Raw genomic sequence first — 6,095 nt, forward strand, 5'->3', positions numbered from 1 at the left:
CTTCTCTCTTCCCTTCTCTCTATACTCGCTTATACACTCTTCTATATTTCCTATTCCTTTCTTCTCTTTCATTCCTTTCCTTCGCCTCCTTGTTTTTTATTATTATTTTTAGCTTTGCTTTTAAGGATTAAAAGAAAAAAAATGATTTATATGAACAACATTCATACAACACACATCAATACAGAAAATAAAAAAAGAGAGCCTTATTACTGTTCTCTTTATCAGCATTCTTATCTAATAATTTTAACTATATTCAATATATAATAACTCACTCACTAACTTTATTTTCAGAACCTTCTCCTTGCTTAATCTCTCCCAATACCTTATTAATCTCTTTCAATCCCAAATCCACTGCATTCCTGATTGCTACTGTCAATGTACTCAACACTTTATTAACTGCACTTGCCACTACTCCATTAATAGCAAAAGCCGATTTATCTTCACCTGTCTTAACAACAAATTTACCATTCTTTGCCATCCCTCTTAACGCTATCCCTCCTGCTATTACTGCATCTTTTCGAACTGAAGCTCCAAGTTCTTTTTGTTCTGCCTTCTTAGCAGCCGCAATTTCTGCTGCATTCTTTGCATTTAAAAATCCTTTACCTAAATTTACCCATCTCACTCAAAAACTCATTCTTCTCTAGCTCCGCTATTACATTATTACACATTATTACATCATATGACTGAAAATAAGATCATCTCTTATTATCTCTTCCCTTTTTTATTTTTACTTACTATTAATTTTTCACTCTTCATTGAAAAAACAAACAAAGAAAAAACAAACAAAAAGAAGCAACCCAGAGATATATCTCTAAGTTTGCCTCCTAATCTCATTCGTAAATAATCTAAATTTACTATTTATCTTATCAACTTACTATCTCACTTACTTGATTCTGAAACTGGTTCTTTTGAACCTCTTGCTTTATCTATTTCTCCTTTTACCTTTTCAAGCACCTTCTTAACTGTCTTCTTAATTATATCTTCTACTGCGCCTAACAATTTATTTACTGAAGTTACTCCTGCTGATTGTACTGCTTTACTATCGTTACCACCACTATGTGCAGCTAACTTACCATCTCTCACTAACGAACGTAGAGCTATCCCTCCCGATACTGCTGCTGCTTTTGGAGTAGCATCATTTGCTAAGTGATCTTTTGAACCTCCTTTTGCAAAATTCATCGCAGTTGTCTCTGACTTTGCAGCTTGTGTTAATGCTGCATCATCTTTTCCTGACTTAATTATTGATGCTAGAATTTCTTCACCACTTACTGCTGCTACTATTAATTCTGCTTTTTCTCCTACTGCTGCTCCTGGTTTATCTATAGCTAATACCTTAGCTCCATCCAGTAGCACCAGCAGCAACTATCTTCTTACCAATAGCTTTAGTAAGCTCAGCCACTGAATTAACTAGACCTTCTATTTGTTTAATACTCTCTGCAAAGACAACAGTCTCTTTTATTTTTGTACTTACTTTTGCTAAATCAATTACATTTCCATCTCCCTTCCTTGCTTTCCCCTCGTCTACTTCCTTTCCTACTCCCCCACTATTACATCCCATCACTACCATCATCACCATCATCATCATCCTCATTACTCCCACAACTCTTTTCATTCTCTTCCCTCTCATCATCTCTCCTCTCTTTCTCTTCTCCTCTATCTTATCTCCCTTCTCTTTTCCCTACTATTTCCTCTACATTCATTTTCTTCGCCTCCTTATTTATTTTTTTTCTAGCTCATTCTAGCTTATCTTTAAAGGAAGCAAAAAATACGATTTATATAACATATACATTATATAACATATACAATACCACAAATAAAAAAAGAGAGCTTCATTGCTCCCTTTGCCAACGTTCTTATCTAATAATTTTATCTATATTCAATATATTATTAATTCACCTATTAATTAGACTTAACTTCAGAAATTTCTCCTTGTTTAATCTCTCCTAACACCTTATTAATCTCCTTTAATCCCTCATCCACTCTATTCCTTACGGCTATTATCAATGTACTCAATACCTTATTCACTGCATTTGCTGCTGCTCCCTTTGCAGATTCAGCTTCTGTTTTATTGTCACCAATATCCTTCACAATAAATTTACCATCTTTTGCCATTGCTCTCAATGCTATCCCCGCTGCTATAATAGAATCTTTTTTAATAGCATCACCAAGCTTCTCTTCATTCTCAGTAGCAGTACCTTTAGCTAAAGCCAAAGCAACCGCATCTTTAGCATCACTCACTTTGCCATCTTTGCCAGCATCAACATTAGCTCCAGCAATCGCTTTTAATATATCAGCTCCACTTACTGCTCCTATTGATGCATTTGCTGCTGCTGTATGTTTCTCTTCTGCTCCTTTATCATCAGCAGTCTGAGCCCCAAATAACCTACCAATACCCTTCTTATCCTCATCAACAGGCTTAGTTTTATCTGCTTGTCCATTTCCTTCTGTTACAACCAAATCAACTATTTCCTTTATTCCCTCAACCAAATTCTTTACACTTTCTGCATTAGGACTATTAACTCCAGCAACAGCAGATTTTACAACTTCACCAATAACTGCATCATCATTAGCTCCCAAAGCAGCCTTATTTGCTCCAACTTTTACTTTATCTATCTCCCCAATAAATTCCCCTACCTTCTCTCTCACTTTCTCATATTTCCCATTCTCTTCCAAAATCTTACTTAATTTACCTTTCACTACTTTCATTGTATTCTCAATCTTAGTAAAATATGCCCCAATCTCACTTTTCTTTGTTTCTGCCTTTATCCCCAACGTCCCTGTAATCATATCCCCAAAACTCACAAATACTTCCATAAATCCTTTCCCTAAATTTACCATCTCACTCAAAAATACTTTCTCTGGATCTTTTACTCCCCCACTATTACATCCCATCACCACCATCACTACCATCACCATTATTCCTTTTACTATTCTTTTACTTCCCTTCTCTCTTCCCTTCTCTCTTCCCTTCTCTCTATACTCGCTTATACACTCTTCTATATTTCCTATTCCTTTCTTCTCTTTCATTCCTTTCCTTCGCCTCCTTGTTTTTTATTATTATTTTCTAGCTTTGCTCTTAAGGAAACACACAAAAAACAACATCAAATACATAATCAATGAATAGACAAATAACAATTCAAAAAAATATCTTCTATATAAAAATCCCCCCCAAAAAAAGTAAAAACATCCAAAAATTCATTACTCAATACCACCAATGACTTCAAAAACCTATTCTCAACACTCTCCACTACTTCTCCTTGTTGTCCACATACCATCATCACCAGCACTATACTTATTATCATAAATCGCCTAATTCCTCTCATCTTCTCTATCACCCCCTCTCTTCCCTCCATTTTTTATTTTCATTCTCATTTCCTTTTTCCCTCCTCTTTCTCTCTTTACTACTTATCTTTTTATCAGATCTAGTTCTAAGATTTTATACCTATGAATAGTACTTCAACAGAAAAATCCCAATAAAAATGAATAAAATTGATATAAATCGAAAATCTATTGTAATGTTAACTCTACAAGTGTAAATGTACTTATTAAAGGAATTAGAGGAATATTTGACTTGGTTATAACACAAGGAAATGAACAAACAGCTAAAACTAACCCTGTTGAATATGAAAAAAGAATATTAATAAGTTGTTTGATGGTACAACTGAATGCTGGCGGCAGTACTGAAAATAAACACGTAGCAACAGCAGATACACCTATAGAGGTATTAAATGACACTGATATGTTAAAAACTATTGCTGGTAATAATGCTAATGTTAAAAAATATTATAATACACTATAAAATAAAAGATACCAAGAGCTTAACTCCCAATATCTTTACTTTATAACTTTATTTGTTTTCTTAAAGTTATTATCCCACTTGAATATCTTGGTATTTATATAATATATAATTTAACTTCTTTAAGTAGTAGGTTTGATTACAAGCTCTGCAATCGAAGCCTCTACTGCTTTATTAGCAAAACTTAATAATGTATCAATTAATGTATTAAGTTCCCCCAATTCCTTAGCTCCTTTATCTCCATTAGCCTTAGTTTTGTAATCTATTGCTTCTTTTGCATGATCATCAGTAACACCCTCTTTACCAAGATCAGAGTGTTTTGTTTTCACTTTAGATATAAACGATTCAGCTTTACCCTTAGTATCATCAACTTTTGTTTTCAGATCACTAGAAATTCCATCTAATGCTGCCAACGTTTCTAATTTAGTCTTTATAGTTAATACCATTTGAAACGCTCCTGCAACTAAAGATCCATTATGAGCTCCATCAGTACCTAAAGTATCGGTGTTCTCCTGAATTTTTTTCCCTATAGCTTTAGCCAGCTCATCAACTGACTTAACTAATTTATGCACTTCCTTTACTTTCCCCCGCAAACTCCACCGCATCTCTTATCTTTTTACTTACTACCTTTAAATCAATTACACTCCCATCTCCCTTCCTTGCTTTCCCCTCGTCTACTTCCTTTCCTACTCCCCCACTATTACATCCCATCACTACCATCATCATCATCCCCAATATTATTCCCTTTACTATTCTTCTCTCTCTCCTTCTTTTATTCCTCTCTTATTCCTTAATATCTCTTTTCTTCTTTTTATTCCTTCCATCCTTTTAAGCTTAGTCAAACACAAAAAACAAAATCAGATAAACGAAAATTCATAAAATATTTATATCAAAACTGAACATTAATTTTATTAACATCTATTACCAATCTTAAAATACAAAATTGATCATCAAATTTTTTTATTTATAATATATGTCTATCATCATAGACATTGGTGTATCTTTGTTCCACGTTTATTAAACATTAAAGCTTATTTTTTTAACATATTATCTCGCATAAACAATAACCACACAATAAACTTAATATTTTTAATTAAAACACAAATGAAATACATCGAAAAAAAAGAAAACAACTTCCCTAAATAAAGAGAAGTGTTGTCCTTAACGATTTATTTTATCTTTTATTACTCAAATTACTAATTTATTTAGCGGTTGTAGCTTGAGTAGTATCAGATTTAGTAGAGTTAACTCCACTAGTCTCAGAGTATTTTATTCCCTTGACTGCTTCTCTTATTTTATCTAAGTTACTTTCTACTGTTTTCTTAATTATTACATCCAATATACCTAATACCTTATTTACTGCACTTACTGCTGATGCTTTCACTGCTCCGGCTTCATTAGCAGCAGCACTAAATTTACCACTCTTAGTCATTGCCTTAAGAGCTACTGCTGCTGCCAAATCTGCATTGGTTTTTGCCCCATAGTTATTAGCACCAATTTTAGTAGCTAACGCACCAGCCTCATTATTATTATCTTGAGTAAGCTCAACAACCTTAGCATTATGAATCTTATCAACCATTGCCCATGGATCTGCTTTTGATACCTCACCTGCTAGTTTTGAAGCAGCACCAGCACCAACTGCAGCATTGGCAGTAAGAACAGCAGGTGCATCAGTATTAGCACCAGCAGCCACTTCACCACCAGCAATCCCTTCTCCAATATTTACTCCAGAATTAATAGCAGTCTCAACTATAATCTTAATCTCATCAATAACAGTCTTAACCCCAGCCTCCTCAGCAGCCACGGCAGCAGCAGCATTATCACCTATATCAGTATCACCAACAACCCCAGCAAGCTTAGTTACAGAAGTTACTAATTTTGCAATAATTCCACTAGTACCTTTAATAACAGTCTCAACCGCTGTAATATCAGCATATGCAGTAGAAGATATATCTTTAGCTAAAGCATCCAATTTATCCTTAGTACTCTTTAATCCATCTCCTATACTCTTAAAATGTTCACCCACTTTACTTCTCTTATCATCCGACTTAACAGCATTAAACCCTAATATTCCTCCAACCATATCCCCAAAAGAAGTAAAAACATTCAAAAATTCATTCCTTAAACCAATAATAGACTTTAAAAATTTACTCTGAGAACTCTCTCCTTCTCCTTCCTTTACTCCCCCACTATTACATCCCATCACCACCATCATCACCATCATTACTTCTCTTATTCTTATCCCCTTTAATCCTCTTTTACTTCCCTTCTCTCTTCCCTTCTCTCTTCCCTTCTCTCT

Annotated in this window: 6 protein-coding genes and 3 pseudogenes; 1 reads left to right on the forward strand and 8 read right to left on the reverse strand. The window is 34.2% G+C overall.

Features of this window, described 5'->3' with window-relative positions:
- Nucleotides 1–268: 268 nt before the first annotated feature.
- From U880_RS0100005 to U880_RS12030, 5 genes and pseudogenes are all read right to left on the reverse strand, one after another.
- A pseudogene (locus tag U880_RS0100005) lies at nucleotides 269–586 on the reverse strand (variable large family protein); the annotation flags it as partial.
- A 293-nt stretch (nucleotides 587–879) separates the two neighbouring features.
- Nucleotides 880–1,344: pseudogene (locus U880_RS09550) on the reverse strand (variable large family protein); the annotation flags it as partial.
- A complete protein-coding gene (locus U880_RS11990; RefSeq protein WP_152520350.1) occupies nucleotides 1,334–1,630 on the reverse strand; it encodes a Vsp/OspC family lipoprotein in 297 nt (98 codons plus the stop codon). The pseudogene U880_RS09550 and the gene U880_RS11990, both read right to left, overlap by 11 nt.
- A 269-nt stretch (nucleotides 1,631–1,899) precedes the next feature.
- Nucleotides 1,900–2,916 carry a variable large family protein gene (locus tag U880_RS0100020; protein WP_051373829.1) on the reverse strand — a complete coding sequence of 339 codons (1,017 nt, stop codon included), beginning with the start codon at nucleotides 2,914–2,916 and terminating at the stop codon, nucleotides 1,900–1,902.
- A gap of 251 nt (nucleotides 2,917–3,167) precedes the next feature.
- Nucleotides 3,168–3,266 (reverse strand): annotated as a pseudogene (locus tag U880_RS12030) (variable large family protein); the annotation flags it as partial.
- Nucleotides 3,267–3,505: 239 nt separating this feature from the next.
- Here U880_RS12030 and U880_RS0100030 point away from each other — a divergent pair.
- Nucleotides 3,506–3,799 carry a variable large family protein gene (locus tag U880_RS0100030; protein ID WP_161626498.1) on the forward strand — a complete coding sequence of 98 codons (294 nt, stop codon included), beginning with the start codon at nucleotides 3,506–3,508 and terminating at the stop codon, nucleotides 3,797–3,799.
- Nucleotides 3,800–3,918: 119 nt separating this feature from the next.
- Here U880_RS0100030 and U880_RS09560 read toward each other — a convergent pair whose 3' ends face one another.
- From U880_RS09560 to U880_RS0100045, 3 genes are all read right to left on the reverse strand, one after another.
- Nucleotides 3,919–4,368, reverse strand: coding sequence for a Vsp/OspC family lipoprotein (locus U880_RS09560; RefSeq protein WP_326942966.1), 450 nt, complete (start codon nucleotides 4,366–4,368; stop codon nucleotides 3,919–3,921).
- Complete coding sequence (locus tag U880_RS11965; RefSeq protein WP_326942967.1) at nucleotides 4,361–4,531, reverse strand: hypothetical protein; 171 nt, start codon at nucleotides 4,529–4,531, stop codon at nucleotides 4,361–4,363. Before U880_RS11965 ends, U880_RS09560 begins: the two co-directional genes overlap by 8 nt.
- A 466-nt stretch (nucleotides 4,532–4,997) precedes the next feature.
- On the reverse strand, nucleotides 4,998–6,020 hold the full coding sequence (locus tag U880_RS0100045) for a variable large family protein (protein ID WP_038358451.1): 1,023 nt from the start codon (nucleotides 6,018–6,020) through the stop codon (nucleotides 4,998–5,000).
- Nucleotides 6,021–6,095: the final 75 nt, after the last annotated feature.

Origin of the sequence: Borrelia hispanica CRI (genome assembly GCF_000500065.1) — a bacterium.
GTDB classification, from domain to species: Bacteria; Spirochaetota; Spirochaetia; order Borreliales; family Borreliaceae; genus Borrelia; species Borrelia hispanica.